The 2,245-nt window shown below is 71.2% G+C and carries 2 protein-coding genes; both read right to left on the bottom strand.

Annotation, left to right across the window (positions count from 1 at the left end; all coding sequences use genetic code 11):
• Positions 1-1,043: 2Fe-2S iron-sulfur cluster-binding protein (locus tag G6026_RS14930; protein ID WP_241728113.1), on the bottom strand; the 1,043-nt coding region annotated here is incomplete at its 3' end.
• The coding region (nuoF, locus tag G6026_RS14925) for an NADH-quinone oxidoreductase subunit NuoF (RefSeq protein ID WP_182613637.1) at positions 1,040-2,245 on the bottom strand (1,206 nt) is incomplete at its 5' end. The genes nuoF and G6026_RS14930, both read right to left, overlap by 4 nt.

Raw genomic sequence — 2,245 nt, 5'->3', positions numbered from 1 at the left:
CCCGCGGCGGCCGTGGCCAGGGCGGTGCTCCACGGGACCGGCACCAGGCCACCGTCCCGGCCCCGGATCATCGGGGTGGTGAGGCGGTCGGGCCGCGTGGCGTAGACGAAGGCCCAACGACCCTTGTCGCAGTTCCACTCCTCGTTGACGTCCGGATCGTCCCCGGCGAGTCTGCGCAGTACCTTCCCGCGGCGGTGATCGGTCCGCTGCCCGCACCCGCTGGCGCAGTGCTCGCAGACACCGGGGCTCGAGACCAGGTCGAACGGACGTGCACGGAAGCGGTACGCGGAGCCGGTGAGCGCGCCGACGGGGCAGATCTGGACGGTGTTGCCGGAGAAGTACGACTCGAACGGCTCGTCCCCGTAGACGCCCACCTGCTGTCGGGAGCCCCGTTCCATCAGGTCGATGAACGGGTCGCCCGCGATCTGATCCGAGAACCGGGTGCACCGGGCGCACATCACGCAGCGCTCGCGGTCGAGCAGGACCTGGGACGAGATGGCGATGGGTTTGGGGAACGTGCGCTTGGCCTCGGTGAAGCGCGAGTGGCCGTGGCCGCTGGAGAGCGCCTGGTTCTGCAGCGGGCACTCCCCGCCCTTGTCGCAGACCGGGCAGTCCAGCGGGTGGTTGATGAGCAGGAGCTCCATGACCCCGCGTTGGGCCTTGTCCGCGATCTCGGAGGTGAACTGGGTGCGCACCACCATGTCCTCGGTGACCGGGGTGGTGCAGGAGGTCACGGGTTTGGGGGCGCCCTCGACCTGGACGATGCACTGGCGGCAGGCGCCGGCCGGTTCGAGCAGCGGGTGGTCGCAGAACCGGGGGATCTGCACCCCGAGGCGTTCGGCGGCGCGGATCACCAGCGTGCCGGCCGGCACGGAGACGCGTCGGCCGTCCACGGTGAGGGTGACGAGGTCGTCGTTCTGCTCGGGCGCCAGGTCGGCCACGGTGTCGTCGGCGCGGGGGGTGATCTTGTTGGCCACGGTGTCGTCGGCGGTGCTGCCCGAGGGGGTGGCCGGGCGGTCGGGTGCGGCGTCACCTGCGGTCATCGGGCCACCTCCTCGGCCGGGGCGAAGACGGTGGAGCGGCGGTGGTCGAAGGGGCACCCGCCGGGGATGTGGGCCAGGTACTCGTCGCGGAACAGCGCGATGGAGGACATGATCGGGGCGCCGGCGGCGTCGCCGAGTGCGCAGAACGATTTGCCGACGATGTTGTCCGAGATGTCGAGCAGTCGGTCCAGGTCGCTCTCGGTCGCGGTCCCGTCCTCGAGCCTGCGCATGATCTGCACCAGCCAGAACGTGCCCTCGCGGCAGGGGGTGCACTTGCCGCACGACTCGTGGGCGTAGAACTCCGTCCAGCGCAGCACGGCCCGCACCACGCACGTCGTGTCGTCGAAGATCTGCAGCGCCTTGGTGCCGAGCATGGACCCCTCGGCCGCGCAGCCCTCGTAGTCCAGGGGCATGTCCAGCTGGGCGTCCGTGAGGAGGGGGGTCGAGGAACCGCCGGGGGTCCAGAACTTGAGCGTGTGCCCCTCCCGGATCCCGCCGGCGTGCTGCAGGAGTTCGCGCAGGGTGATGCCGAGCGGCGCCTCGTACTGCCCGGGCCGGGTGACGTGGCCCGACAGCGAGTACAGGGTGAAGCCGGGGGACTTGTCCGAGCCCATCGATCGGAACCACTCGGGTCCGCGCTGGAGGATCGACGGAACGCTCGCGATGGACTCGACGTTGTTGACCACGGTGGGACAGGCGTAGAGACCGGCGACGGCGGGGAACGGCGGTCGGAGCCGGGGCTGTCCGCGCCGGCCCTCGAGGGAGTCCAGGAGTGCGGTCTCCTCTCCGCAGATGTAGGCGCCCGCCCCGGCGTGGACCACGATGTCGAGGTCGAACCCGCTGCCCAGGATGTCCCGGCCCAGGAACCCGGCCTCGTACGCCTCGGCGACCGCGGTCTGCAGACGCCGCAGGACCGGCACCACCTCGCCGCGGAGGTAGATGAACGCGTGGGAGGAGCGGATGGCGTACGCGGCGATCACCATCCCCTCGATCACGACGTGCGGGGTGGCCAGCATGAGGGGCATGTCCTTGCAGGTGCCCGGCTCGGACTCGTCGGCGTTGACCACCAGGTACTTGGGCCGGTCTGCGGGGTCGGAGGCCCGGGGATCCCCGGGTGTGTCGGTGCTGTCGGGACTCCCGGAGCCGGGGGCCTGGGGGATGAAGCCCCACTTGCGACCGGTGGGGAACCCCGCCCCGCCGCG

The sequence above is a fragment of the Dietzia sp. DQ11-38-2 genome (genome assembly GCF_014145055.1).
Classification (GTDB): Bacteria; Actinomycetota; Actinomycetes; order Mycobacteriales; family Mycobacteriaceae; genus Dietzia.
The sequence above is the reverse complement of the archived record's forward strand: the minus strand, read 5'-3'. Positions and strand labels throughout refer to the sequence as shown.